Below are 25,717 nucleotides of genomic sequence, written 5' to 3'. Positions count from 1 at the left end.
GACTCATGGGATGAGGCCCTGGGTGCTGCACGTCGACATGGACCAGTTCATCGCTGCGGTGGAGGTGCTGCGGCATCCGGAACTCGCCGGCAGGTCCGTGATCGTCGGCGGCAACGGCGACCCGACGGAGCGGGCCGTGGTGGCGACCGCGTCATACGAGGCACGCGAATACGGAATCGGGTCGGGGATGCCGATGAAGATCGCCGCGCGCAAGGCGCCGGATGACGCGGTGTTCCTGCCCGTCGATCACGCCGCGTACGAGCGCGCGTCGGCAGAGGTGATGGCGACGCTGCGGGCACTGCCCGGAGTGACGCTGGAGGTCATCGGCTGGGACGAATGCTTCCTCGGGGTGACGACTGACAACCCGGAAGCGGTGGCACGACACGCCCGCAACGCCGTCTTCGCGGCGACCTCGCTGCACTGCTCGATCGGGATAGGAGACAACAAGATCCGCGCGAAGATCGCGACCGGTTTCGGCAAACCGCGTGGGGTCTTCCGGCTCACCGAGCAGAACTGGTTCGAGGTGATGGGGGAGCGATCGACTCGCGAGCTGTGGGGAATCGGCTCTCGCGTCGAGAAGCGGCTTGCCGACCACGGGATCCGTACGGTGCAGGAGCTTGCGCGTGCGGATCGCGCGGAGCTGGCCGCGGAGTTCGGGCCGAAGATGGGAGTCTGGTATGCCGATCTGGGCCTCGGGCGCGGACCGGAGGTCGTCGACGACACGCCGTGGATCGCGCGCAGTCACAGCCGCGAGACCACCTACCAGCAGAACCTCACCACCGCAGCGCAGGTGACCGCCGCTGTGTCTGAGCTGGCGGTGCGGGCATTCGATGACTGCGCAGCCGAAGGGAGGCCGGTGCAGAGGGTGCACCTGAAGGTGAGGTACGCGCCCTTCGACACGCGGACCTTCGGTCGCAAGCTGGCGTCTGCGACCTCTGACCGGGACGAGTTCGTCGATGCGGCGCTCGCGCTCACTGACGCACTCGATCCGGAGCGCGAGGTCAGGCTGCTCGGCGTGCGCGCCGAGATGACCATGCCGAGCGGCGGCGACCCGGTAGAGCGCACTCCGGTGCGGGGGAGGATCTGACACGCTCCGGCACCGGCTAACCCGTTCAGCGGCCTCGCGCAACGGCATTCGCACGCGACGTCCTGCGGGCATACTCTCCGTGCATGAGGTCCTCGCGCCACCCGTTCCTCGCGCTGCGGCGCGCGCGCATCCTGCCTCGCTGGGTGCGGGATGTCGATGCGCGCGCGTCGCACGCCGTCAATCGACATCGTCATCTTCCCGAGCTCGACGGAGCACTGGCGGGCCTCTCGCACCGTGCCGATCGCAGCCGCCTCTGGTTTCAGATCGCCGCCGTGCTCTACGTCATCGGCGGTGCGTCGCGTCGGGGCGCGGTCCGAGGAATCGCCTCGCTGGTGCTGGGCAGCGCGCTGGCCAACCTCGTCGGCAAGCGCATCTTCGGCGGCGACAGACCGCTGCTCAAGGATGTTCCGGCGCCACGGCGCCTGAAGAGGACGCCGACGTCGGCATCGTTCCCCTCCGGGCACTCGGCGTCCGCGGCCGCATTCGTGACGGGGGTCGCCCTGGAGTCCGGGCGCAGCGGCGCGGTGCTCGCGCCGCTCGGCGCAGCCGTCGCGTACTCGCGCCTGCACACCGGCGCGCACTGGCTCTCGGACGTGATCGGGGGAGTGGCACTCGGCTCCGCTGTCGCGGTTGCCGGCCGGATGCTCGTTCCTGCACGTCCGCGCCCCGAGCCGATCCGCAGGGGCAGCATGGTCGAATTGGCCGCGCTGCCGGACGGCGATGGCGCAGTGATCTTCGTCAACTCGGCATCCGGGATCGACCCGCTGCGTCCTGAGCCGGTGGCCTTCCTGTCGGGGGAGCTGCCCTCCTCCAGAGTGCGGGTGCTGCAGGAAGGGGAAGACCTCATGGAGCTCGTCCGCGATGCTGTCGCCTCTGCAGACCCACCTCACGTCATCGGCGTCTGGGGCGGCGACGGGACGGTGGCGAACGCGGCGGATGCCGCACGTCGTGCTCACTTGCCGTTGGTGATCTTTCCCGGCGGCACGTTCAATCACTTCGCGCGCACGGCGGGCGCCGAGACGATCGACGACGCTGTGACGGCCTTGCGGTCGGGCGTCGGGCGCCGGGTCGACGTGGCGGAGCTCACGATCGACGACGGGCAGCCGATGACGGTCATGAACGTCGCCTCGATCGGCGTGTACCCCCGGTTCGTCGCCGAACGAGAGGAGATGGAGGCTGCCCTCGGGAAGCCGGTCGCAGCCCTGGTCGCTGCTTTTCGGGTGTTCGCGCGAGCGCATACACTGTGGGTCCGCGTCGACGGCCGTGCGGCGCGGGTATGGTCGGTCGCCGTCGCCGCCGGCCAGAACTCGTCGGTGTCGATGGTCCCGCTGCAGCGACGCCGACTCGACGACGGGGTGCTCGACGTCAGGGTGCTGCACGCCCGCGGGCGGATGCCGCGGCTGCGGGGCCTGGTCGCACTGGCCTTCGGGGTGCGGGCATCAGCCGTTCTCGACCGCGTGCCGGGGCGAGCCGGGCTCGCGACGATCGAGGCCTTCACCGCTGAGCAGGTGCGCATCGAGGCGCGATCGTCGACGGGGGAGCCGGTCGACGTCGCGCATGACGGTGAGGTGTCAGTGGGTGAGCGCGGCATGACCGTCGCGACAGTGCGGATCGTGCCCGGCGGCCTGGACGTGTACGGGCTCGCTGAGGAGGAGGAATAGCCCGGCGACGGTGTCCGCCGATGCCTCCCGCTGCGTCACACGTCGGTGATCGGATGTGTCGCTGTCGCGCTGAGTCAGTCCGCTCACCATCGCCTCGGGTTCGGGTTCGGCGCCAGCGAATGCCGATTTCCGGTTACGAGCCTTCCTGGACGCGGGGGAGCACGCCCACCGCCAGCAGCCTGTCGGTGTCGATCGCTGCTATCCGACACGAATCGGATCGTACTGACATAATGTGCATTATCGGTTATTCCGTGAATGGCGCCCCAGGCTGTCGATCCACGGCCGGACTGCCACCGGATACAGCGGCACGTGCACGTCGACGTCGTCGAGCGAACGCCAGACGACGGGCACCACCGAACCGTCCGACTCCGTGAGCGTTGCGCCCTTGTCGGCCGGCGTCGGGTCGAGACGACCTTTGTACAGCGCGACGAGTTCGTGCCCGAGTTCGCCGTTGTAATGGAAGATGTTCTCGACCACGCCGAGGTGACGCAGATCGTGAATCCGAGCACCGAGTTCCTCGTCCACCTCTCGGATGATCGCCTCCTGCAGCGACTCGCCCAGCTCGACGCTGCCACCGATGAGCCGGTGGAAACCATGCGGGTTCTCATCCGTCGGTGCATTGCTGCTCACCAGATGACGGGTTCCGTCCTCATGGACGACGATGATCATGGCCTTCACCCGGATGCGAGATCGATCGATTGACGATTTCGGCACGCAATTCCCCTTTGCTGACGTATATGCGCTCGACCATACGACACTCACGACGGCACACGCGCGACTGCGATGAGGTGTGCACTGAGGTCGCGGATCGCGGGGATGGATGCTGACGCGCGGGCCATGACGAGGGCGGCCTCGACGAGTTCCTCCCCCGCGGTGTCGAGCGACTCCAGCACCGTGCCGCAGGGGCCCTCGACGCCGAGGACGGCGTCGACCTCCAGTCCCGATGACCCGACTTCCTCATCAAGCTCTTCCGCAGAGTGGAAATGTCCGGCGGGGAATCGCATCCCCTCCGCAGGCTCTCCCCTGGCAGCGAGGGCGACCCATTCCTCGGGGAACGGCTCGGGCACGGGGCGCCCGAGTGTCGCCCTGCCGAAGGCGATGAAACGCGAAAGGCCCGCCGCAAAGACGAAGCCGCCGGGGCGCACCACACGCGCCGCCTCACGCAGCGCACGAAGGCGTTCCGTGCGCGCCGCCAGGTGATACAGCGGTCCGAGCATGAGCGCCGCATCGAACTCCGCCTCCCCGAACGGCAAGTCGCGCGCGTCAGCGATCCGCGCTCGGATTCCGGCGTCGCGGGCCTGCTCGACATGACGCGGCACAGGATCGATGAGCTCAACCGCATATCCGGCATCCTGGAGCGCTCGGGCGTGCACACCGGCACCCCCGCCGATGTCGATGACCCGGCCCGACGCCACGCGCTCTCGGATGATCTCCTGTGTGCGCAGGAACTCGACGGGTCCCTGCGGCGATCGTGTCGTCAGACGCGCGCCCTCATCGAACACTCCGCCGTAGTAGCGCTGGATGCGTGCATCGATCTCGCGCTGATCACCTCTTGCCATCGTCGGAGCGTATCGAAATGACGCGGAGATGCCGACACCCACGCCGCGCCCATCGCCGACGACGCGCAGGCCGTACTTCGGAGACGGACGAGCGCAGCAGTGGGACGCAGCTGCTGTCGAACCTTTCGACTCAGGATGCGACGTACTCGGCCAGGTGCTCCCCGGTCAGCGTCGACTTCGCCGCGACGAGATCCGCCGGGGTTCCCTCGAACACGACGCGACCGCCATCGTGGCCGGCGCCGGGACCGATGTCGATGATCCAGTCGGCATGAGCCATCACCGCCTGGTGGTGCTCGATCACGATGACGCTCCTGCCCGCGTCGACGAGCCGGTCGAGCAGGCCGAGCAGGTTGTCGACGTCGGCCAGATGCAGACCCGTTGTGGGCTCGTCGAGAACATACACCTCGGCCTTCTCCCCCATCTGGATGGCGAGTTTGAGCCGCTGCCGCTCGCCGCCGGAGAGAGTCGACAGGGGCTGCCCGAGAGTCAGATACCCGAGTCCGACGTCTTCCATCCGCGACAGGATCGACACGACGGCGGGGATCTTCGTCTCAGGAGCCGCGAAGAACGCGTGCGCCTCGGCGACCGGCAGATCGAGCACCTCGGTGATGTCGAGACCGCCGAGCTTGTACTCGAGCACCCCCAACTGGAAGCGCTTGCCACCGCAGTCCTCGCACGGCGTCTCGATCGTGTCCATGAAACCGAGCTCGGTGACGATCACACCGGAGCCCTTGCAGCTCGGGCAGGCTCCCTCGCTGTTCGCACTGAACAGCGCCGGCTTCACCCCGTTCGCCTTCGCGAACGCCTTGCGGATCGGCTCGAGCATGCCCGTGTACGTCGCCGGGTTGCTGCGACGTGATCCCCTGATCGCGGTCTGGTCGATCGATACGACTCCCGGGAGGGGTGAGATCGCCCCATGCACGAGAGAGCTCTTCCCCGAGCCCGCGACACCCGTGACGACGGTGAGCACCCCGGTGGGCACGTCGACGTCGACGTCCTGCAGGTTGTTGGTCGACGCCCCACGCACCTCGAGCACACCGGTGCGCGCACGCACCGCATCCTTCAGCCGTGCCCTGTCATGCAGATGCCGGCCGGTGAGCGTGTCGCTCTGCGACAGCTGCTCGACCGTGCCCTCGAACCGCACCTCGCCGCCGTTGCTGCCCGCACCGGGCCCGAGATCCACGACACGGTCGGCGATGGCGATCGTCTCGGGCTTGTGCTCGACGACGAGCACGGTGTTGCCCTTGTCGCGCAGCTGCAGCAGCAGGGCGTTCATACGCTGGATGTCGTGCGGGTGCAGCCCGATGGTCGGCTCGTCGAAGACATAGGTGACATCGGTCAGTGATGACCCGAGGTGGCGAAGCAGCTTGATCCGCTGGGCCTCTCCCCCGGACAGCGTGCCCGAGGGCCGCTCGAGGCTCAGATATCCGAGGCCCAGAGTGACGAAGGAGTCGAGGTTCGCGCGCAGAGCGTCGAGCAGGGGCCCGCCGCCGGGCAGGTCGAGCCCGCGCACCCACGCGGCCAGGTCGGTGATCTGCATCCTGCAGGCGTCGGCGATGCTCGTCCCGTCGATCTTCGACGATCGCGCGCCCTCCGTCAGCCGGGTGCCGTCGCACTCGGGGCAGGTCTTGAAGGTCGCGACCCGCTCGACGAACGCCCGGATGTGCGGCTGAAGAGCGTCGATGTCCTTGGACAGCATCGACTTGGTGATCTTGGGGATCAGACCTTCGTAGGTCATGTTGATCCCCGAGATCTTGACCTTCGTGACCTCGCCGTAGAGGAACAGCTGGCGCTGCTTCTCGGTGAACGACGCGACTGGCCGGTCGGCAGGGTAGAACCCAGACTGTGAAAAGCCTTTCACCATCCAGCCGTCGGGGGTGTAGCCGGGCACCATGATCGCGCCCTCGTCGAGTGACTTCGACTCGTCCACCACCTGGGCGAGATCGATGTCGGACACTGCTCCCCTGCCTTCGCAGCGCGCGCACATGCCGCCGAGGTAGACGACGTCCTTGACGATCTTCTTCTCCCCCTTCGGCCCGGTCATCACACCGCTGGCCTTCTGCGTGGGGATGTTGAACGAGAAGGCGGTCGGTCCGCCGATGTAGGGAGCGCCGAACTTCGAGAAGAGGATGCGCAGCATCGCGTTGGCATCCGTCACGGTTCCCACGGTCGAGCGCGGGTTCGCGCCCAGCCGCTCCTGATCGACGATGATCGCCGTGGTCAGCCCTTCGAGCACGTCGACATCGGGACGCGGCACGGAAGGCATGAAGCCCTGCACGAACGCACTGTAGGTCTCGTCGATCATCCGGCGAGACTCCGCGGCGATCGTGTCGAACACGAGTGAGCTCTTCCCCGAACCGGACACCCCCGTGAAAACGGTGAGACGGCGTTTGGGCAGGCTGACCGATACGTCCTTGAGGTTGTTCTCGCGGGCGCCCTCGACGCGGATCACGTCGTGGCTGTCGGCGGGGTGATCCTGTGGCACAGTGCTTCCTTCAGTCGTGCGGGGCGGATGCCGGTGTCGGCGCTCGCGTCAGGCGATGGCCTGGTTGATACGGACGAAGTTACCGGCAGGATCCCGGAACGCGCAGTCGCGCACGCCGTACGGCTGATCGATGGGCTCCTGCACGACATCCGCGCCCTTCGCCTCGATCTCGGCGAAGACAGCATCCACGTCGTCGGCGGTGAGCACGACACCCGCATAGCTGCCCTTGGCCATCAGGTCGAGGATGGTGCGGCGCTCGTCGTCGCTGATGCCGGGATCGACCGCGGGCGGGGTGAGCACGATCGAGGTGTCGGGCTGGCCGGCAGGTCCCACGGTGATCCAGCGCATGTCCTCGTATCCGACGTCCTTACGGACCTCGAATCCGAGGACGTCGCGATAGAACGCGAGGGATGCCTCGGGATCGGTGTGCGGGAGGAAGCTGACGCTGATGGTGATGTTCATGCCCTCGACGCTACCCACGCCCGTGCGACGTCGCTTCTCGATTCCTGATCGGTCTGGTCGCCTGCTTCTCGATCCACGACGGGATGCCTGCTGCGAGCCCCGGTTCGCGCCGATACGCGCTCGGCGAGACGCCCACGAGCTCGCTGAAACGCGTGCTGAACGTGCCGAGCGACGAGAAGCCCACCTCGAAGCAGGCCTCCGTGACGCTCACATCACCTCGCCGCAACAGCGCCATCGCCCGCTCGATGCGCCGCGTCATCAGATACGAGTACGGGGACTCGCCGAACACCTGACGGAATCGCCTGCTGAGATGACCGGCCGACATGTGCACACCGCGCGCGAGCGTCTCCACATCGAGGGGGCGCGCGTACTCGCGGTCGATCCTGTCGCGCACGCGACGCAGCCTGACCAGCTCCGCGATTCGATGTGCGTCGTCGTCCTGTCCCACACCTCGATCCTGGCATCCGATAGCGTGTGCGCGTAGCGCCGCATACGAAAGGATCATCATGACCGCTCCGCGAATCACGGAACCCGGGTTCCTGCGCTCCATCCGTCTCTTCCTCGGCATAGCCGGTGCCATCACCCTGATCGCCGGCCTCGTGCTGCTCATCTGGCCGGCGAAGTCCGCCGTGATCGTCACCGGCATCTTCGCCAGCTATCTCATCGTCGGCGGGCTGATCTACCTCGGTCTCGCCGTGTTCTCGGGCAGGGGCGGCGGGTGGGTGCGAGCCGGCCACGTCGCTCTGGGTCTGCTCTACATCGCCACAGGCGTCATCGCCTTCGCCAACCTGGGTGCCGCCACCGTCACACTTGCGATCGTGGTGGCGATCTTCATCGGCGTCAGCTGGATCGCCGACGGGGTCGTCGCCCTGAGCCTGATGGGCACCGACACGTCGAAGGTGTGGACGCTGCTCTACGCCCTGCTCGGGATCGTCGCCGGCATCGCCGTGCTGTTCTCGCCGATGTATGCCGCGACGGTGCTCTGGCTCATCCTCGGAATCTCTCTCGTCGCGCTCGGCGTCGTGCAGCTGATCCGTGCGCTCACTCTGAAGGACGCGCAGACCGCCGAGATCCCGGGCGAGGTCATCTGACCCTCGTCTGATACGACGAAGGAGGCGGTCCCGTCGGGGCCGCCTCCTTCGTCATCTGCGGATCACTCGGCGGCGAAGTCCGAGGTGTCTCCGATGAGTCGGGTGTTGTCGGCCGGCACCGGCTCGACGGCTGCCTTCGCGACCTCGGCCGCGAACTCCGAGACGTTGTAGAGCTTGCCTGCCGACTCGCGGCGACCGGCGATCGCCCCCGGGTTGGCCCGCTCGAGCAGCGTCGCCGTGATGGTGCCCTCGATCATGTCGCCCGAGACCACGGTGAACCCGATGCCCTTCTCGGCGAGGCCGGGGATCAGCTCGCGCAGTGCGTCCTCGCCGGCGCGCTTCGAGCGCGCGACGGGCTCGTACTCGGGCATGGTCGGAGTGGTGCGGATGAAGTGCGCCTGGTGGCTGGTCACGAACACGACCCTGGCGCCGTCGCCGAGCAGCGGCTCCGCCGTCTGCAGCACGTTGACCTGCGCGTCGCGGTTGAGCTTCAGCGCATAGTCCTCGGCCATGCCGGATTCCATCCCACCGGACGCGTTCAGCACGAGGACGTCGAGGCGCCCGAACTCCTCGCGCACCTGGTCGAACATCGACGCCACGGACGCGGGGTCGGTGAGGTCGGCGCCGACGACGAGCGCACGACGTCCGAGGGCGCGGAGCTCGTTCGCGAGCTTCTCGGCGCGGGGCGCCTTGTTGCGGAAGTTGATGACGACGTCCGCGCCGGCCTCGGCGAAGTAGCGGACGGTGTCGGCGCCGATGCCTCGCGACGAGCCGGTGACGAGGGCCACCTTGCCGTCGAGGGATCCGGCGGGAAGGACCTGGGTCATCTCTGCTCCTCGGGATGCGCGGAAATCGCCGGGATGGCGACATTCAACCCTACAACGCCACCCCCTCCCGGCCCGGCCGTGAGCCCCGTGGTAGGTTGACGCTCAGGAGGGTGCATGGACGGTTTCGCGACATTCTTGGCCGACATCGGACAGTGGGCGTGGATCGCCTGGCTGGTGCTGATCGCCGTGTTCCTCGTGATCGAGATGCTCACGCTCGACTTCACTTTCCTGATGCTCTCGTTCGGCGGTGTCGTCGGACTCGTGGGCGGCCTGCTCGGACTCCCCTGGTGGGCCCAGCTGATCGTCGCGGCGGTCGCTGCCGCGATGTTCATCTTCTTCCTCAGACCGCCCCTGCTGCACCGCCTCCGACGGGGCGAGGATCCGGCGAAGTCGAACGTGGACGCCCTGATGGGCCTGCGCGGCACAGCGCTCCTCGACATCACGCAGATCTCCGGTCAGGTGAAGCTCAGCAACGGCGACATCTGGACGGCGCGCAGCGCCGACGGCACTCCCATCGTCGCCGGCACCCGCATCGCGGTCGCTGACATCAGCGGCGCCACCGCCATCGTCCGTCCCATCACCGAATAGGAGCATGATGAACGACTCCTCGTTCATTCCGACCGCAATCGCGTGGATCCTTGCCATCGCGGTCATCATCTTCGTGCTGGTCACGATCGCCCGCTCGATCCGGATCATCCCGCAGGCCACAGCCGGCATCGTCGAGCGCCTGGGGCGGTACCACAAGACCCTGCAGCCGGGCCTGAACCTGCTCGTGCCGTTCATCGACCGGCTGCGTCCGCTGATCGACATGCGTGAGCAGGTGGTCTCGTTCCCGCCGCAGCCCGTCATCACCGAGGACAACCTCGTGGTGTCGATCGACACCGTCGTGTACTTCCAGGTGACGGATGCCCGTGCCGCCACCTACGAGATCGCCAACTACCTCGGCGCTGTCGAGCAGCTGACGACCACGACGCTGCGCAACGTCGTCGGCGGTCTGAACCTCGAAGAGGCGCTGACCAGCCGCGACGAGATCAACGGCCAGCTGCGAGTGGTGCTCGACGAGGCCACGGGCAAGTGGGGCATCCGCGTCTCGCGCGTCGAGCTGAAGGCGATCGACCCGCCCGTCTCCATCCAGGACTCGATGGAGAAGCAGATGCGCGCAGAGCGTGACCGACGGGCTGCCATCCTCACGGCGGAGGGCTCGAAGCAGTCGCAGATCCTGGAGGCCGAGGGCCAGCGCCAGGCCGCCATCCTCAAGGCCGAGGGCGACAAGCAGGCGGCGGTGCTGCGTGCACAGGGCGAGGCGGAGGCCATTCAGAACGTCTTCGGCGCCATCCACCAGGGTCGTCCCGACGACAAGCTGCTCGCCTACCAGTACCTGCAGATGCTGCCGAAGATCAGCGAGAGCGAGTCCAGCAAGCTCTGGATCATCCCGAGCGAGCTGACCGAGGCGCTCAAGGGCATCGGGTCGGCATTCACGCCGCGCGGGGATTCCGCAGGCGAGCCGCCCCGCGGCGCGTGACGCACCCTTTCTTCGCCGGCACCCGGCACCCCAGAGTCCTCGCTCATCGCGGATTGATCGCCGCTGACGGCGAGGACTCGCCGGTGTGGGAGAACACCGCGGCCGCATTCGCAGCAGCACATGCGGCTGGTGCGGAGTACATCGAGACCGACTGCCAGGTCACTGCCGACGGCGACGCCGTGCTCTTCCATGATGAGACGCTCCAGCGCCTGACCGGAGACCCGCGGGCCATCGCCTCCGTGAGCACGAGGGAGCTCGCCTCGCTCTTCACCGATCACGGCGGCCTGCTGACCGTCGCCGAAGCCCTCGACGGGTTCCCTGAGATGCGCTTCAACATCGACGTGAAGACCGCGGCCGCGACGGATCCCCTTGGTCCCGTCCTCGCGCCGCACGCGCACCGGGTGCTGGTCACGAGCTTCTCCGACCGCAATCGCGTCGCCGCGCTGCGTCGCACGGTGGAGGCCGGTGCGCGCATCCGGCCGGCCACCTCCGGAGGCCGTTCGGTGATCGGTCGGCTGCGAGCCCTCTCCGCGGCCCGCCTCTCCCCCGCGCGCACTCTGCGCGACATCGACGCTGTGCAGATCCCCCTGTCACACAAGGGCATCCGTCTCTTCACGCCCTCCCTGGTGCGTGCCGCACGGCGGCACGGGGTGGAAGTGCACGTGTGGACCATCAACGACCCCGATGAGATGCGTCGGCTGGTCAGCGCGGGCGCGGATGGGATCGTGACGGATCGCGCCGACGTCGCGGTAGCCGTCCTCAGCTGACCCCTCGGAGCAGCACCGAGCGGCGCGCTGGGATTCCCCTGTGAGTTCGCGCCGGTTCTCGCCGCTGTGGATGAAGCGCACAGGCGCGAGCGTTATACCTGACAGCGACGAGAGGACCACACAATGGCAGATCGCAGCCTTCGCGGCATCCGGCTGGGTGCCCAGAGCCTTCAGAGCGAGGAGGGCGTCGTCTTCATGGAGAGACGCGCCACCGAGTACAAGTGCGACACGTGCGGCCAGGAGACGACCCTGATGTTCGCCGCCGATGCCGAGGCACCGCAGACCTGGGAGTGCCGTCACTGCGGCGCCGAAGCGGTGCTGCAGGTCGACGGTGCGCCCGTCAAGATCGAGGACAACGACGAGAAGGCGGCCCGGACCCACTGGGACATGCTGCTCGAGCGCCGCACCCGCGACGAACTGGAGGAGCTGCTCGCAGAGCGGCTCGCCTATGTCCGCGCCCGCCGCGGCGCCGGCGACGACCCGACCCGGGAACGCATCGGCGCCTGATTCAGCCGCGTCGTCGCGACAGCAGTCCGGCGACGACCAGCGCGGCCGGTGAGATGATCAGCATCCCGAGCTGGATCCACGGGCCGAGCACCACACCCGCCGTGAGGCCGGAGCGCAGTTCGACTTCCTCGAGCAGCACTCCGGCCTCATCTGCGTCCAGACCCGACACCGTCGTGCCATCGGGTCGGATGATCTGGCTCGTTCCCACGGTCGAGACGTTCACGACGCTGCGTCCGGTCTCGATCGCTCGCATCCGCGCGAAGGCGAGCTGCTGCAGGTTCTCGTCCGTACCCCGGAAATCGGCGTTGTTGGTCTGGAACACCAGCACCTCGGCACCCTGGGCCACGCCCTCTCGGATGACCTCGTCGTAGATGACGTCGAAGCAGATCGCCAGCCCCACGCCGGTGCCGTCGACCCGCACCAGCGGCGGGTTGGATCCGGGGGTGTACTCACGCCCGATCAGCCCGATGAGCTCGGGGGCGATGGCGTAGTAGAAGTCGCGGTCTGGGACGTACTCGCCGAACGGAACAGGATGCCGCTTGTCGTGCAGCTGGGTCGCCTCGCCCTCCTGCGTCCACAGGAACGAGGTGTTGAAGATCCGGTCGCCTCGTTCGGTCGCGGTGTTCGCAAGCAGCGGCGCCTCGAATCGGTTCACGAGTCGGGTGAGCTTGCGCGCCGTGGCCTCGTCCCGGAAGGGATCGTAGTCGACGCCGCCCTCTGGCCAGACCAGAAGGTCGATCGGTTCGCCGGCGACCGTCCTGGTCGCCTCGGCCTGTGCGGCGATGACGCCGTAGGGCTCGCGCTCGTCGAAGTATCCGGTGCTGCCGTTGCCCTGCACGGCGGCGATGCGCATCTCGCCCGAGCGAGCGGTCGGGAAGAGCGGGGTGAGCACGAGGACGAGCAGAGTCGCCAGGGGTACGACGAGCAGCGTCGGACGCCGCCACGCGCCCATCCGGACGATCTCGATCACGAGTGCGACCAGCGCGACCATGAGGAAGCTCAGACCGCTCACACCGAGCCATGAGGTCACAGGAGCAAACGGTCCCTGGGCCTGTGACATCCCCAGGCGGGCCCACGGGAAGCCCCCGTACGGCCAGTTGCCGAGGAAGAGCTCGTGAACGGTCCACAGGCCTGCGATGAGAAGCGGAAGCGCCACCGCCCTGCTGCGGGGCCAGGCGCGAGGCAGCCAGCGGTAGGCCAGGGCTACGGGCACCAGCGCCACGGCTGTGAGCGCACCCTCCACGACGGTGAGGGCGATCCAGGGAACGGGACCGAGGTACCTCGCGGTGAAAGACACCTGCAGGGCGAAGAACACCAGACCGTAGCTCAACCCGACCAGCAGTGCGCCACCGATGCTCCGTCCCATCAGCGCGGGCAGCAGCATGGCCAGGGCGACGAACACCAGCGGCCAGATCGCCGCCGCGGGGAAGGCCAGGGCCATCAGCGCACCTGCCGCGGCCGCCGTCGCCACCGCCATCCACAGGCGCAGTGGAGGGCGCGCCGAAGGCATGGTCATGGCATCTCTCATCCGTTCACACCGCGGTGTACACGACGATGCCGCGACGGACGCCGTCGAGCGCTCGGCGCGCCGTGCGGGCGAGCTCGCCGTCCTCCGCGACGATCGACAGCTGATCCAGCAGATCGATGGTCTGCTTCGCCCAGCGCACGAAGTCGCCAGCAGCCATGTCCGCATCGATCAGCACACGATCCAGCGACCCGCCGCGCGCCCACGCGTGCATCGCTGCGGCAAGTCCCGGGGCGAGCGGCTCGGTGCGCGGCAGCGAGTAGTCGTGCTCGAGCTCGTCGAGCTCGGCCCAGAGCCGGGCGGTCGCGTCATAGGCGATCCGGAACGCCCCTCGGGGCAGGCCCCGCTCCCCCGCGTTCTGCTCGTCGCGACGCGGTTCGTACACCAGGCAGCTGGCCATCGCCGCGAGCGAAGGGGCATCGAGCGTGCGCCACAGGCCCTGGCGAAGCGACTCGGCGACGAGCAGATCACGCTCACCGTAGATGCGGCGCATGGTGCGACCGGCGTCGGTCAGCGCGAGGCGGTCGCCCTCGCCTTCGAGATACCCGACGACCTGCAGCACGTCGATCACGCGGTCGAAGATCCGGGCGACGGTGCCCGTGCGGGTCTCGATCTGACGGCGGATGCGGTCGGTGTCCCGCTTGAGCGAGAAGTACCGCTCCGCCCAGCGTGCGTGCGCTTCGCGGTCGGGGCAGCTGTGGCATGCATGACGGCGCATGCGCGTGCGCAGACCCTGGATCTTGCGGTCGCGCTTGTCACGCGCGGTCCGCCCCCCGGCATCCCGCCGCTCCTTCTTCTCGAGGTCGCTGAGCTCGCGCCGCATGGCGGCGTACTCGAGGAAATCGCCGTGCTCGCACGACATCGCCTCACGATAGCCGGTGAGCGAGTCCTCGGCCTCGCGCACCTTGCGGGCGAGGCCGACGACCGAGCGATCGGCCTGGAACTGGGCGAACGACGACTCGAGGATCTCGCGGGCCCTCGCGCGCCCGAACCGGTCGATGAGGTTCACCGCCATGTTGTAGGTGGGCGGAAGCTGGAGTTGAGCGGGTAGGTGCGGCGGGATGCCAGCGCCGCGACAGCCTGAGGGTCCATGCCCTCGGTCCACTGCACGACGGCATGTCCTTCGATGTCGATGCCGCGTCGGCCTGCGCGCCCGGTGAGCTGCGTGTACTCCCCCGACGTGATGGCCACCCTGGCCTCGCCGTTGAACTTCTCCATCTTCTCGAGCACGACCGTGCGCGCGGGCATGTTGATGCCGAGCGCGAGTGTCTCGGTCGCGAACACCGCCTTGACCAGCTTGCGCTGGAAGAGCTCTTCCACGACCTCCTTGAACGCGGGCAGCATGCCCGCGTGGTGCGCCGCGACCCCTCGTTCGAGATCGTCGCGCCACTGCCAGAACCCGAGCACATCGAGGTCTTCGTCCTGCAGCGCGCGCGTGCGGTCTGTGACGATCTCGCGGATGAGCGTGCGCTCCTCCTGCGTGGTCAGGCGGACGCCGGCACGGCGCACCTGCTGAACGGCGGCATCGCATCCGACCCGGCTGAAGATGAAGAAGATCGCGGGAAGAAGGTTCGACCGCTCCAGCAGCCGAACGACCTCGGGCCGGTCCATGCGCTCGATGCGACGCACGTTCGACGCGCGCACGGGGCGCTTTCCGCCCCGGGGCGGACGCTGAGCCTCGCGACCGGCCTGCCGGCTGCTGCGATACTCCTGTGCCCGCCTGTTGCTCTCGTAGCGGGAACCGGTGAAAGAGCGGATTCGCAGAAGCTCCTGGTTCACCTGCGCGGTCGCGATGCCGGCCCGCTCGTCGAACAGAGGCAGCAGGTCGTCTCGGACCAGCACGTGCTGCTCGAGCGGCACGGGCCTGATCTCCGAGACGATCACGTCGGTGTCGCCGCGCACGGTGTCGAGCCAGTCGCCGAACTCCTCGGCGTTCGAGACCGTCGCGCTCAGCGAGACGAGCCGCACATGCTCGGGCAGGTGGAGGATGACCTCCTCCCACACCGGACCGCGGAACCGGTCGGCGAGGTAGTGCACCTCGTCCATCACGACATAGCGCAGGCCACGGAGGGCATCGGAGTCGGCGTACAGCATGTTGCGAAGGACCTCGGTGGTCATCACCACGATGCGCGCATTGCCGTTGATGTTCGTGTCGCCGGTGAGCAGGCCGACCTGATCGGCTCCGTAGACCTCGACGAGCTCCCTGAACTTCTGATTCGACAGGGCCTTCATCGGCGTCGTGTAGAACGCCTTGTCGCCGGTCGACTGCATCGCGAGGTGGATCGCGAACTCGCCGACGATCGTCTTGCCCGCTCCCGTTGGCGCCGCGACGAGCACGCTGCGGCCGCGCTCGAGGGCGTAGCACGCGTCGATCTGAAAGGGGTCCAGGGCGAAGCGCTGTCGCCCGGCGAACGCCTGGGTCTGAGGATGCTCCGCCGCTGCTCGCGCGGCGGCGTAGCGCTCAGAGGGCGAGCTCATGCTGCCGGCAGATCCGGGTCGAGACCCGCGGCGATCTTGTTCTTGCGGCGACGTTTGTCGAGCAGCAGGGTGAGCCCGGCGGCGGCGAAGTAGAGCACGACGAGCATGCCGGCCAGCATCAGCATGCTGACCACGTCGGCCGCGGGCGTCGCCAGGGCCGCGAACGTGGTCGCGATCAGCACGGCGACACGCCAGCCCTTGAGGATCGCCTTGCCCGAGAGGATGCCGGCGAAGTTCAACGCCACCAGGAACACGGGAAGCACGAACGCGACGCCGATGACGAGCATCATCTTGAAGACGAAGTCGTAGTACTCCTTCGCCGTGTACAGGTTCTGCGCCCCCTCCGGGGTGAACGTCGCCATCAGCTCGATGATGTGCGGCACGATGAGCGTGCCGACGTAGCATCCGGCGAAGAACAGCGGCAGGGCGGCACCCAGGAAGCCGAGGGTGTACTTGATCTCCTTGCGGGTCAGCCCTGGCATGATGAACGCCCAGATCTGCCACATCCAGATCGGCGCCGAAAGGAACAGGCCGAGCGAGAACGCCATGCGCATGCGCAGGTCGAACGGAGCCGTCACCGAGTTGAAGGTCAGCGCTACGAGCTGATCGCTCTCCTCCGCCACCCTGTTGATCGGCTCGGAGATGAACGCGATGATCGGGTCGGTCACGATGAACGCGACGATCATGCCGACCAGCAGGCCGGCCGCTGAGAGCATCAGGCGCTTGCGGAACTCCAGAAGGTGAGCTCCCAGCGACATGCGCCGTTCACCGCGTGGCTGACTGTCCTTCGCGGCGTGGGAATCTACCGCAGCCACGCTGGTCAGACTGTGCGATCGGGACCGGCGGGCGCGTCGGGGTCGACGTCGGTCGCGGCGTCCTTCTTCTTCGTGGGGTCAGCGGCGTCTTCTTCGCGCATGGCCTTCATCTCGCCCTTGAAGACGCGGGCCGACTGACCCATGCTCTTGGCCAGCGCCGGCAGCTTCGCCGCGCCGAAGAGAAGAAGGATGACGACGAGGAGGATAACCAGGTGCCATCCGTTGAGGCCAGCAAACATGTGGGACTCCTAAATCGAGGGTGCGATCAGTCTACCTGGCCGGAATGCGGCTCAGGTGCGTTGTAGAGGTCGAGTCCCGCAGCAGCCCAGTCGCGGGTCGTCGCGCGGGCCAGCGGGGGGTCGAGCACTTCGAGAGCGCCGCCGAAGCGCGCTGCGATCCGCTTGACCCCCGAGGGTCCGCCATGCGGATGCGGAGGGTCACCAGACCGTCACCGCGTTCGAGCTCCTCCTGCGGGAAGGAGCCGATCAGCGGGGCGAGCCGCTCGGGGATGCGCACGGTGACCTCGCCCTCGGGGCCGTCACCCTCGCCGAACGCGGCCGGCACCGCCGCGTCGGCGTGGGTGATCGGGATGTCTGTGAGCCTGGCGTCGCTGACACGGTCGAGGTGGAAGGTGCGCATGGCGGTGCGCAGATGACACCAGCCCTGCAGGTACCACTGACCGTTGTCGATCCGGATCTGCGCGGGGTCGACCGTGCGGGTCGTGGGCTGCGCATCCGGCGCCTGGTAGCGGAACGAGACGGCGACGCCGTCGTGCAGAGCCTGCGACACCACGCGCTGCACCTCGGTCACAGCGGCAGGCGCCACGACGAGGTCGGGCGGCGCATCGGCTGATCCGCGCGAGAGCTTCGCCATGAGCCCGCTGACCAGTCCCGACTCGGCCACCGCAGGAACCGAGGCGACCATCTGCAGTCCCGCCAGCAGAGCCGCGGCCTCCCGCGCCGTGAGGCGGGGAACCCGGCGCAGGGCGACGTCGTTGGTGATCTCGATGATGTCGTGCTCGTCGAGCAGCTCCCAGTCGATGTCGAACATCTCCTGGGGCAGCTGCCAGTAGCCGGAGTCGCCAGGCAGGCCGATCACGGTGAGCTTCTCGACCATGCTGCGAAGCGCCGCGGGTGTGACGCCGAAGTCCGCCGCCGCCTCGTCGAGCGTGACCTGACCACGCTCGAGCAGATACGGCACGAGCGTGAGATACAGCCGCACGCGGTCGGCCGCCAGCAGAGGCGCTCCTGAGGCGCTCATGACCCGGTCCCTTCCGTGTGGCGTTCGGCGATCGCCCGGAGCCGCTCGATCACGGCATCCCGCAGGTCTGCGGGAGCGACCACGCGCACCTCCGGACCGTACGACGCCAGCTCGTCGGCGAAGATGTGCCTGTCGACGTAGCCCACTGCGATGCCCTGGGCCCGCGCAGCGGCCCGCCGGCCGAGCCGCAGCGCCGCCTCGGTGCCCGGCGTCACCTCGAGCAGCGCGCTCTGGGCGGCTGCGACCGCCTCGAGCCCTGCGAGGGCGCGCTCGGTCGCCCGCTCGCGCAGGGCGACGTCGAAGGTCTGGGCTGTCACCTTCACGTCGCTCACGATGCGACTGAGCAGGAAGGTGCGCTCGGCATCCGCGTCGATGTCGATGCCGAAGAGATGCCAGCGCGCCTCGTACTCGACCTGTGCCAGTGGCCGCACGCGACGGCGTGTCGGCGCCTTCTCCCCCGGCTTCAGATATTCGAAGACCACGACTCGGTTGCGCTCGATGCCCTCCTGCAGGGCAGGGAAGGCGGCATCGCGCACGGCGATGCGAGGGGCGAATCCGATGATCGGCTCATCGCCGTCGATGCCGAGCGCGCGGATCTTGCGCACACCCGAACGTGCGTCCAGCGACACGGACTCCGTGCTCCAGACGCTTCCGGCGAGGCGCAGGACCGCCAGCTCGGCCGGGCTGAACTCGATGTCTGTGGGCAGATCGTATTCGGCCTGCGGGATGCGGTAGCGGGCCTCGCGCAGATCCTGCGGGTCGGTGGGGTCGCCGATCGTCTCGATCGGCACGCCGAGCGAGCGCAGCTCGTCCTTGTCGCGCTCGAACATCTTCTCCAGCGCGTCCGTCTTCGCCCCCGCCTCGACGCGCTGCCGGTAACCGGAGACGTTCTCGATGATCTGCTGCTTGGTGAGCCCGACCTCCGTGGCCATCAGCGCCACGACGAGATTCGTCAGGCGCTCCTCGGCAGGGATGCGGGCGGGCGTCACTGGCCCGTCAGCTCCTCGGGGACGACGCCGAGCACGTCGACGACGTGCACGGTGGCGTCCTCGCCGGACTGGGTCGGGACGACGACCATCAGCTGGGATCCGACGCGCGCCTTCGACACAGCCTCGGCGACCTCGGACGGGAGGCCGTCGGTGCCGGTGAGGGTGCCGTCCCAGGTCGTCTGTCCGACGCTGCGACTGGTCCATCCGACAGAGGTGGAGCGGATGAGCGCCGTGCCGTCGCCGACCTTCTCGTGCGCTCCCTGCAGCAGCGTCTCGGTGACTGCCTCCTTCGGCGCGGCGGTGTCGGGGACGATCACGCCCGGACGTCCGTCGGGCGCACGCACCACCGAAGGAAGCCCCGGCGCGTCGTTGAAGACGGGAGACCCGTCGGCCTTGGGCAGTGTCGTGTAGCGCACGTCGTAGACGGCGAGCAGGCTGCCCTTCGACCCCAGTCCGATCTGCTGCGCGGCTCCCTCAGGCAGCTCTGACGCAGGGATCGCCACAACGATCCGGCTCCCCTCGGTCGCGCACTTCAGCGCCTCATCGACACCGGGAAGCTCGGCGCCGGCCGACTCGGGGCTCCACAGCTTCAGCTGCGCGCTGATCGTCTGACCGGTCGTGCCGTTCACGAGCACGCGGGCGAGGATCGCCTCCTGGCGCTCGTCGGTGATCGCGCGCCCGTCGCCGACGATGGCGTCGGCGTAAGAGAGCTTCCCGAGATGCACGGGCGACTCGACATCGACGCGGGGCGCTCCGAAATCGCCGCTGACCGACACCGAGCTCTCCAGCGTCGCCGAGCTCTGGCGCTCGCAGGCGGCGCCCTCGAACGTCGGCGCGGCAGCCGAGCATCCGGTCAGGACGATGGTGGAGAGGGCGAGGGCCGAGACGGCAGCGGTCGTTTTACGCACGCGCCCCAGTCTATTCGGATGCCCGCTCGCCCTCGCGCGATGCTGCCGCCACCCGCGCGCCGCCGGCGGCCTTCTGCGCCTCGCGCACCCGCTTGCGCAGGTTCTTGTCTGTGATCTGCCGGTCGCCGACCGCGCCTGGTGTCCACAGCTCGACGTCCTCGTCGCCGTAGCTCGACTTCGACGCGCGACGACGCACCTCCGGCGGCACGGCCCCTGGCGCGAGGCGCCGTGCCGTCAGCAGGAAGCCGGTGTGGGCGACCATGCGGTGATCCGGCCGCACGGCGAGGCCCTCGACGTGCCAGCCGCGGACCATCGTCTCCGAGGCGTCGGGATCGGTGAACAGGCCGGTGTTGCGGATGTACTCCGCGACCCGCGACAGCTGCGTCGCCGTGGCGATGTAGCAGATCACCACCCCGCCAGGGGTGAGCGCGTCTGCGACGGCATCCATGCACTCCCACGGGGCGAGCATGTCGAGCACGACGCGATCGACCGTGCCCGGCTGATGCCGGCCGGCCAGTTCCTCGGCGAGGTCTCCGACGATGACGTCCCAGGTCTGAGGGGTCTCGCCGAAGAAGGTCTCGACGTTCGCCTTCGCGACCTCGGCGAAATCCTCGCGGCGCTCGAATGACGTGAGGCTGCCGTCGTGGCCGATCGCGCGGAGCAGGGCCAGCGAGAGAGCCCCGGACCCGACGCCGGCCTCGACGACGACCGCGCCGGGGAAGATGTCGGCCTGCATGACGATCTGTGCGGCGTCCTTCGGGTAGACGATGGCGGCTCCCCGCGGCATCGACATCGCGAAGTCGCGCAGCAGCGGACGCAGCGCGAGGTAGTCGTGGCCCGAGCTGTTCGTCGCCACCGAGCCGTCGGGCTGGCCGATCAGGTCGGCGTGCCGCAGCACGCCGTGGTGCGTGTGGAGCTCGCCGTCTGCCCGCAGCGTGATCGTGTGCAGACGGCCCTTCGGGCCGGTGAGCTGGACGCGGTCGCCCTCGCGGAAGGGACCGCTGGGGCGTGCGGCGCTCATCGTGCGCCCTCCTTCGCGAGACGAACGTGCAGATCGATGATGTCGGCAGCCGTGCGGCCTTCGAGAGTCGGCCACAGCTCGTCGGCGCCGAAGCCCTCGAGCGAGACCATGTGCGGCACGCCGAGCGTGACGGCCCCGGACGCCGCGCCCGAGGTGACCCCGGTGGGCGAGTCCTCGATCACCACGGCGTCCGCGATGTCGATGCCCAGCTGAGCGGCGGCGGTGAGGTAGGGGTCGGGGAACGGCTTGGGCCGTTCGACGTCATCGCCGGCGACCACGAGGTCGAAGGCGGTGAAGTCGATCTGCGCGACGACGTCGAGCGCCATCCGGCGCAGCGACATGGTCACCAGCGCGGTCGGGATGCCCTGCTCGCGCAGGTCGGCGAGCAGCTCGCGCGCGCCGGGGCGGAACGGCACGCCCTGCGTGCGCAGACGCTCGGCGACCCGATCGGTCATCAGGTCGACGATCTCAGCCGGTTCGAGCTCGACGCCCGCCTGCTGCAGCACCCGCCCGCTCTCGAGAAGATTGCTGCCGATGAGCTTGAGGGCGTCATCGTGAGTCCAGGTGCCGCCGTACGACTCCACCAGCTCGGTCTCGACCGACATCCAGTACGGCTCGGTGTTGACGAGGGTTCCGTCCATGTCCCACAGGACAGCGCGGGGCTTTCTGCTCATTGCACCCATGCTAGCCGGGTCGCCGCCCCTGGTTCGGCGCTGAGGTCTAGCCTGGAGGGATCGACTCGGCTCCCGGAAGGAGAGGGATGGACGTCCTCGGCTCTCGCATCATCGTCGCCGCTTTCGACGGCTGGAACGATGCCGGCGAGGCGGCGAGCGGCGCCATCGCCGCCCTGCGCACGGCCGGCGAGTACGAACAGGTGCACGCCGTCGACCCGGAACTGTACTTCGACTATCAGTACACCCGTCCGTCGACCAGGCTGAACCCCGACGGTCGACGCGAGCTGCGCTGGCCTGAGGCGACGCTGTGGCGGCCGACCCGCGTGATCGGCGGAGCTCCCGAGCTGTGGCTGCTCACCGGCTCGGAGCCGGCGCGCGCCTGGCAGGCATTCGTGAACGAGTTCGTGGACGTCGCGCTCCGCGACGACATCACAGGACTCGTCACGATCGGGGCGATGCTCTCGGATGTGCCGCACACCCGCCCGATCTCGGTGTTCGCTTCGAGCCAGGATGAGCGTGTTCGCGAGGTGCACGGCCTCGACAAGTCGACCTACGAAGGTCCGGTCGGAATCCTCAGCGTCTTCGACCAGTTCTTCAGCCAGGCCGAGATACCCACCGCCAGCCTGTGGGCCAGCGTGCCGCACTACGTCGCGACCGCCTCCCCCTCGCCCAAGGCGACGCTCGCGCTGCTCGACCGTCTGGAAGAGCTGACCGGCATCGGTCCGGAGCGAGAGCACCTGCGCACCGAGGCGGCGGCGTGGGAGGCGTCGATCGACGCGGCAGCGGCCGAGGACGAGGACATGGCCGAGTACATCAGACAGCTCGAGCGCACGCGCGACACGTGGGACTCGCCCGATGCGTCTGGCGATGCCATCGCCCAGGCCTTCGAGCGCTACCTGCGTCGTCGCGGCGAGGGTCCGGACAAGCGCTGAGCGGTCAGACCGCCGGGACGACCCCGGTCAGCAGCAGCACGATGATCGCGATGCCGAGCAGCACACGGTAGATCACGAACGGCAGGAAGCTGCGCTTGGAGATCCAGTTCATGAAGAACGCGATGACGCCCAGCGCAACGACGAACGCGATGCCGGTGGCAGCGAACGTCTCACCCAGGCCGAAGTGCTGGTCGGGGTCGTCCCAGTGCTTGAACAGCTGGAAGAAGCCGCTGCCGAAGACGGCCGGGATCGCGAGCAGGAAGGCGTACCGGGCCGCGGCTGCGCGCTCGTAGCCGAGGAAGAGGCCCATGGTGATCGTGCCGCCCGAGCGCGAGACGCCAGGCACGAGTGCGAGCGCCTGCGCGAATCCGAAGGCTGCGCCGTGCCCGTAGGTGAGCTGGTCGAGTCGACGGCGCTTCGCGCCGACGTGATCCGCGATGCCGAGCAGCACGCCGAAGACGATCAGCATGATGGCGACGACCCACAGCGACCGGAAGACCGTCTCGATCGAGTCCTGGAACAGCAGGCCGAGGACCACGATCGGAATGCTGCCGAGGATGATCAGCCAGCCCATGCGGGCGTCCGGGTCGTTGCGCGGCGCCTTGCCCGTGAGGGAGCGGAACCACTGCGCGATGATGCGTACGATGTCGCGCCAGAAGAACACGACCACCGCCGCCTCCGTGCCGATCTGCGTGATCGCGGTGAAGGCGGCGCCCGGGTCCTCCCCGATGGCAGGAAGGTGCCGATGATGCGCAGGTGCGCGCTTGAGGAGATGGGCAGGAACTCGGTGAGTCCCTGCACGATGCCGAGGATGAGCGCTTCGAGCAGGTTCATGCGTAGCTTTCTGACAGGAGCTTCGTGGGCGTGGCGTGCGAGCGGATGCCGATCAGCAGCTGCGCAGCAGATCGGCCAGCACACGCTGGCCGAAGACAAGCGATTCTACGGGCACGCGCTCGTCCACTCCGTGGAACATGCCTGTGAAGTCGAGATCCGCCGGCAGTCGCAGCGGGGCGAATCCGTATCCGGTGATGCCGATGGCTGCCAGGGCCTTGTTGTCGGTGCCTGCGCCGAGCAGGTACGGGATCACCGGGACGCCAGGGTCGTGCCTGCCGAGGGCCGCGACCATGTGGTCGACGAGATCGCCCGCGAACGGCGTCTCCATGCCGATGTCGCGCACCACGGTCTGGATCTCGATGTCGTCGCCCGCGATCCGCTGCAGCTCGGCGAGCACGTCGTCCTCGGTGCCGGGGATCACACGCACATCGATCAGCGCCTCGGCGGTCTCGGGGATGACGTTGTGCTTGTATCCGGCGGTGAGCGCCGTCGGGTTCGTCGTCGTGCGGAATGTCGAGCGAAGGAACGCCTCGGCCGGGCCCGCGGCTGACGCCAGCGCATCCGGATCATCCATGGGGCGGCCGGTCAGGTCGCTGAGCCCCTGGAGCAGAGCCTGGGTGGTCGGGGTCAGCCGGATCGGCCACCGGGTGCGCCCGATCGCCGCCACCGCCTCGGCGAGGCGGGTCACCGCGTTGTGCTCGTGGTAGCGGCTGCCGTGACCCGCTCGTCCCTTCGCCACCAGCCGCAGCCAGAGAAGAGCCTTCTCGCCGACCTGGAGCAGGTATGCGCGGCGACCGTCGACGCTGATCGAGTAGCCGCCGACTTCGCTGATCGCCTCGGTCGCCCCGGCGAACCAGTCCGGTCGGTGCTGCACGACGAGCGCCGACCCCTCGACGCCCCCGTTCTCCTCGTCTGCGAAGAACGCCAGGATGAGGTCCCGCTCGGGCTGCTCCCCCGCCCGCAGCATGTCGGCGACGGCGGTGAGGATCATCGCGTTCATGTTCTTCATGTCGACTGCGCCTCGGCCCCACAGCATCCCGTCGCGCACCACGCCCTCGAACGGGTCGACGCTCCAGTCCTCGGCGACCGCGGGCACGACGTCGAGATGCCCGTGCACGACCAGCGCAGGACGCGAAGGATCACGACCGGCGATGCGGGCCATGACGTTGGTTCGCCGCTCGATCGGCTCGTAGTACTCGGGCTCGAGCCCCAGTCCCTCCAAATAGGCGCCGACGTACTCGGCTGCCTCTCGTTCGCCGTTCGCCCGGCCGCCGCCGTAGTTCGACGTATCGATGCGGATCAGGTCGCGGGCGATGCGGACGACCTCTGGCAGCTCAGTCTCGGGCATGTCCCCCAGGCTACCCAACGGGCGAGCCACGCCCGGGCGTCGCGCTGGTTCGAGCGCACCCGCGGAGCGTGCTAGAGTCGTTCTTCGTTCGGCAACGAACATTTCATCACCTGCGCGGGTGGCGGAATAGGTAGACGCGCTAGCTTGAGGTGCTAGTGCCCGAATAGGGCGTGGGGGTTCAAGTCCCCCCTCGCGCACGGAAAGGCCCCGGATCTCAGGATCCGGGGCCTTCTTCGTCTCAGCGCAGCTCGCGCAGGCGTCGCCGACGCCACGGCGGTAGGTCCTCCGGCCAGTGCAGCGTCACCGTGTGCAGCCCCCGGCGCACTCGGCGGCGCAGCCCGCTGCCCGGGCGGAGCGGTCGCATCGAGATGCCCATGCGAACCCCGGTCAGACGCCCGATCGCACCGATCCGGCCCAGGTGGAACGACAGGTCGAGATCATCGTGCGTCTCGGCGTCGTGGCGGTGGACCTCGGTGCGCACGGCGCGCCAGGCATCCGCCCTGAGTGCCATGTTCGAGCCGAACAGGGGACGATGCCCGAGTGCCGTCCAGGCGGCGATCGTGTATGCGCCGAGGTACAGATCCACCGTCCAGCGCAGAGCTCCGGGCCCGTCGACGAAACGCGCCCATCCCGTGGCCGCGACCATCCCAGGCGAACGCGAGAGCAGCCGCTCCGTGTCCTGGATCCAGGTCCGAGGCGGGATGCAGTCGGCGTCGAGCCGCAGGATCAGATCTCCGCCCGCGGCGTCGTAGCCCGCCGCCGCGGCCGCGGGGATACCGGGCTCGGGGCACGAGAGCACGCGCGCTCCCCCGTCGGCGGCGACCGCCGCCGACGCATCAGAGGACGCGTTGTCGACGACGATCACCTCATCCGCCGGGCGGGTCTGCGGACGGAGAGCGGACAGGCAGCGCGCCAGCAGTTCCGCGTCATTCCGCACAGGGATGACGACCGACAGCCGCAACGAC

The 25,717-nt window shown here is 68.5% G+C and carries 24 protein-coding genes, 1 tRNA gene and 2 pseudogenes; 9 read left to right on the top strand and 18 right to left on the bottom strand.

Annotation, left to right across the window (positions count from 1 at the left end; translation table 11 throughout):
- Positions 1 to 10: 10 nt before the first annotated feature.
- A complete protein-coding gene (locus FVO59_RS13870) occupies positions 11 to 1,087 on the top strand; it encodes a DNA polymerase IV (RefSeq protein ID WP_182253156.1) in 1,077 nt (358 codons plus the stop codon).
- Between the two features lie 83 nt (positions 1,088 to 1,170).
- Entirely contained in the window at positions 1,171 to 2,748 is a 1,578-nt protein-coding gene (locus FVO59_RS13865; RefSeq protein WP_182253155.1) for a bifunctional phosphatase PAP2/diacylglycerol kinase family protein, read from the top strand.
- A gap of 237 nt (positions 2,749 to 2,985) precedes the next feature.
- Here FVO59_RS13865 and FVO59_RS13860 read toward each other — a convergent pair whose 3' ends face one another.
- The 5 genes from FVO59_RS13860 to FVO59_RS13840 all read right to left on the bottom strand — a co-directional run bounded on the left by FVO59_RS13860 (position 2,986) and on the right by FVO59_RS13840 (position 7,702).
- A complete protein-coding gene (locus tag FVO59_RS13860) occupies positions 2,986 to 3,462 on the bottom strand; it encodes an NUDIX hydrolase (RefSeq protein ID WP_182253154.1) in 477 nt (158 codons plus the stop codon).
- 44 nt (positions 3,463 to 3,506) lie between these two features.
- The gene (locus FVO59_RS13855; RefSeq protein ID WP_182253153.1) at positions 3,507 to 4,307 is read right to left on the bottom strand and encodes a class I SAM-dependent methyltransferase; all 801 of its coding nucleotides are present in this window, start codon (positions 4,305 to 4,307) and stop codon (positions 3,507 to 3,509) included.
- A gap of 130 nt (positions 4,308 to 4,437) precedes the next feature.
- The gene (locus FVO59_RS13850) at positions 4,438 to 6,792 is read right to left on the bottom strand and encodes an ATP-binding cassette domain-containing protein (RefSeq protein WP_182253152.1); all 2,355 of its coding nucleotides are present in this window, start codon (positions 6,790 to 6,792) and stop codon (positions 4,438 to 4,440) included.
- A 48-nt stretch (positions 6,793 to 6,840) separates the two neighbouring features.
- Positions 6,841 to 7,254 carry a VOC family protein gene (locus FVO59_RS13845; protein ID WP_182253151.1) on the bottom strand — a complete coding sequence of 138 codons (414 nt, stop codon included), beginning with the start codon at positions 7,252 to 7,254 and terminating at the stop codon, positions 6,841 to 6,843.
- A gap of 10 nt (positions 7,255 to 7,264) precedes the next feature.
- Complete coding sequence (locus tag FVO59_RS13840) at positions 7,265 to 7,702, bottom strand: helix-turn-helix transcriptional regulator (RefSeq protein ID WP_259363251.1); 438 nt, start codon at positions 7,700 to 7,702, stop codon at positions 7,265 to 7,267.
- Positions 7,703 to 7,760: 58 nt separating this feature from the next.
- Between FVO59_RS13840 and FVO59_RS13835 the strand changes: the two genes are divergently transcribed.
- Positions 7,761 to 8,345, top strand: coding sequence for an HdeD family acid-resistance protein (locus FVO59_RS13835; RefSeq protein WP_182253150.1), 585 nt, complete (start codon positions 7,761 to 7,763; stop codon positions 8,343 to 8,345).
- 62 nt (positions 8,346 to 8,407) lie between these two features.
- Here the strand turns inward: FVO59_RS13835 and FVO59_RS13830 are convergent, their stop codons facing one another.
- Positions 8,408 to 9,172, bottom strand: coding sequence for an SDR family oxidoreductase (locus FVO59_RS13830; RefSeq protein WP_182253149.1), 765 nt, complete (start codon positions 9,170 to 9,172; stop codon positions 8,408 to 8,410).
- Between the two features lie 114 nt (positions 9,173 to 9,286).
- On the opposite strand from FVO59_RS13830, the gene FVO59_RS13825 reads away from it, so the two are divergent.
- The 4 genes from FVO59_RS13825 to FVO59_RS13810 all read left to right on the top strand — a co-directional run bounded on the left by FVO59_RS13825 (position 9,287) and on the right by FVO59_RS13810 (position 11,968).
- Complete coding sequence (locus FVO59_RS13825) at positions 9,287 to 9,760, top strand: NfeD family protein (RefSeq protein WP_182253148.1); 474 nt, start codon at positions 9,287 to 9,289, stop codon at positions 9,758 to 9,760.
- 7 nt (positions 9,761 to 9,767) lie between these two features.
- The gene (locus FVO59_RS13820) at positions 9,768 to 10,694 is read left to right on the top strand and encodes an SPFH domain-containing protein (RefSeq protein ID WP_182256844.1); all 927 of its coding nucleotides are present in this window, start codon (positions 9,768 to 9,770) and stop codon (positions 10,692 to 10,694) included.
- Complete coding sequence (locus FVO59_RS13815) at positions 10,691 to 11,461, top strand: glycerophosphodiester phosphodiesterase family protein (protein WP_182253147.1); 771 nt, start codon at positions 10,691 to 10,693, stop codon at positions 11,459 to 11,461. Before FVO59_RS13820 ends, FVO59_RS13815 begins: the two co-directional genes overlap by 4 nt.
- Before the next feature lie 123 nt (positions 11,462 to 11,584).
- On the top strand, positions 11,585 to 11,968 hold the full coding sequence (locus tag FVO59_RS13810) for an RNA polymerase-binding protein RbpA (RefSeq protein ID WP_182253146.1): 384 nt from the start codon (positions 11,585 to 11,587) through the stop codon (positions 11,966 to 11,968).
- A gap of 1 nt (position 11,969) precedes the next feature.
- Here the strand turns inward: FVO59_RS13810 and lnt are convergent, their stop codons facing one another.
- The 9 genes and pseudogenes from lnt to FVO59_RS13765 form a co-directional block, all read right to left on the bottom strand.
- Positions 11,970 to 13,484, bottom strand: coding sequence for an apolipoprotein N-acyltransferase (gene lnt / locus FVO59_RS13805; RefSeq protein WP_346265675.1), 1,515 nt, complete (start codon positions 13,482 to 13,484; stop codon positions 11,970 to 11,972).
- A 16-nt stretch (positions 13,485 to 13,500) separates the two neighbouring features.
- A pseudogene (locus tag FVO59_RS13800) lies at positions 13,501 to 15,971 on the bottom strand (DEAD/DEAH box helicase).
- A complete protein-coding gene (gene tatC, locus FVO59_RS13795; protein ID WP_182253145.1) occupies positions 15,968 to 16,729 on the bottom strand; it encodes a twin-arginine translocase subunit TatC in 762 nt (253 codons plus the stop codon). Before tatC ends, FVO59_RS13800 begins: the two are co-directional and overlap by 4 nt.
- 62 nt (positions 16,730 to 16,791) lie before the next feature.
- Positions 16,792 to 17,025 carry a Sec-independent protein translocase subunit TatA gene (gene tatA / locus FVO59_RS13790; protein WP_182253144.1) on the bottom strand — a complete coding sequence of 78 codons (234 nt, stop codon included), beginning with the start codon at positions 17,023 to 17,025 and terminating at the stop codon, positions 16,792 to 16,794.
- Positions 17,026 to 17,056: 31 nt separating this feature from the next.
- The gene (locus FVO59_RS13785) at positions 17,057 to 18,046 is read right to left on the bottom strand and encodes a helix-turn-helix transcriptional regulator (RefSeq protein WP_346265674.1); all 990 of its coding nucleotides are present in this window, start codon (positions 18,044 to 18,046) and stop codon (positions 17,057 to 17,059) included.
- On the bottom strand, positions 18,043 to 18,978 hold the full coding sequence (locus FVO59_RS13780; RefSeq protein ID WP_182256840.1) for a helix-turn-helix transcriptional regulator: 936 nt from the start codon (positions 18,976 to 18,978) through the stop codon (positions 18,043 to 18,045). Before FVO59_RS13780 ends, FVO59_RS13785 begins: the two co-directional genes overlap by 4 nt.
- Before the next feature lie 53 nt (positions 18,979 to 19,031).
- Entirely contained in the window at positions 19,032 to 19,943 is a 912-nt protein-coding gene (locus tag FVO59_RS13775; protein WP_182253143.1) for a hypothetical protein, read from the bottom strand.
- A 10-nt stretch (positions 19,944 to 19,953) separates the two neighbouring features.
- Positions 19,954 to 20,964 (bottom strand): tRNA (adenine-N1)-methyltransferase, encoded by a 1,011-nt coding sequence (locus tag FVO59_RS13770; protein WP_182253142.1) that lies wholly within the window; start codon positions 20,962 to 20,964, stop codon positions 19,954 to 19,956.
- The gene (locus tag FVO59_RS13765) at positions 20,961 to 21,647 is read right to left on the bottom strand and encodes an HAD family hydrolase (protein WP_430736306.1); all 687 of its coding nucleotides are present in this window, start codon (positions 21,645 to 21,647) and stop codon (positions 20,961 to 20,963) included. Before FVO59_RS13765 ends, FVO59_RS13770 begins: the two co-directional genes overlap by 4 nt.
- 77 nt (positions 21,648 to 21,724) lie before the next feature.
- Between FVO59_RS13765 and FVO59_RS13760 the strand changes: the two genes are divergently transcribed.
- Positions 21,725 to 22,570: a PAC2 family protein gene (locus FVO59_RS13760; RefSeq protein ID WP_182253140.1), complete on the top strand. Its 846-nt coding sequence runs from the start codon at positions 21,725 to 21,727 to the stop codon at positions 22,568 to 22,570.
- A gap of 4 nt (positions 22,571 to 22,574) precedes the next feature.
- On the opposite strand, the pseudogene FVO59_RS13755 reads toward FVO59_RS13760, so the two are convergent.
- Both FVO59_RS13755 and FVO59_RS13750 read right to left on the bottom strand, forming a co-directional pair.
- A pseudogene (locus FVO59_RS13755) lies at positions 22,575 to 23,404 on the bottom strand (undecaprenyl-diphosphate phosphatase).
- 52 nt (positions 23,405 to 23,456) lie between these two features.
- Positions 23,457 to 24,752, bottom strand: coding sequence for a M20/M25/M40 family metallo-hydrolase (locus FVO59_RS13750; protein ID WP_182253139.1), 1,296 nt, complete (start codon positions 24,750 to 24,752; stop codon positions 23,457 to 23,459).
- A gap of 112 nt (positions 24,753 to 24,864) precedes the next feature.
- Between FVO59_RS13750 and FVO59_RS13745 the strand changes: the two genes are divergently transcribed.
- Positions 24,865 to 24,949 (top strand) — tRNA-Leu (locus FVO59_RS13745).
- 41 nt (positions 24,950 to 24,990) lie between these two features.
- Here the strand turns inward: FVO59_RS13745 and FVO59_RS13740 are convergent.
- Positions 24,991 to 25,713 carry a glycosyltransferase family A protein gene (locus tag FVO59_RS13740; protein ID WP_182253138.1) on the bottom strand — a complete coding sequence of 241 codons (723 nt, stop codon included), beginning with the start codon at positions 25,711 to 25,713 and terminating at the stop codon, positions 24,991 to 24,993.
- Between the last annotated feature and the right edge of the window lie 4 nt (positions 25,714 to 25,717).

It is taken from the genome of Microbacterium esteraromaticum (assembly GCF_014084045.1).
Taxonomy (GTDB): Bacteria; Actinomycetota; Actinomycetes; order Actinomycetales; family Microbacteriaceae; genus Microbacterium; species Microbacterium esteraromaticum_D.
This window is presented reverse-complemented; position numbering and strand designations above follow the sequence as displayed.